Genomic DNA, 204 nt, shown 5'->3' with positions numbered 1-204 from the left:
TTGGTGGAGCTAAACGGGATCGAACCGTTGACCTCTTGCATGCCATGCAAGCGCTCTCCCAGCTGAGCTATAGCCCCGATTTATCGCCTGGCGGCGGAGCATCACCGAAGTGCTGCTTCTGTAAAACTGGCGTCCCCTAGGGGACTCGAACCCCTGTTACCGCCGTGAAAGGGCGGTGTCCTAGGCCACTAGACGAAGGGGACA

General features: G+C 58.8%; 2 tRNA genes. Both read right to left on the bottom strand.

The features are described from left to right. Nucleotide 1 precedes the first annotated feature (1 nt). Nucleotides 2-77, bottom strand: a tRNA-Ala gene (locus GHO42_RS08495). A 50-nt stretch (nucleotides 78-127) separates the two neighbouring features. Continuing rightward, nucleotides 128-203, bottom strand: a tRNA-Glu gene (locus tag GHO42_RS08490). Nucleotide 204 lies beyond the last annotated feature (1 nt).

Origin of the sequence: Pseudomonas sp. FSL R10-0056 (assembly GCF_009600105.1) — a bacterium.
In the GTDB taxonomy this organism is placed as follows: Bacteria; Pseudomonadota; Gammaproteobacteria; order Pseudomonadales; family Pseudomonadaceae; genus Aquipseudomonas; species Aquipseudomonas bubulae.
This window is presented reverse-complemented; position numbering and strand designations above follow the sequence as displayed.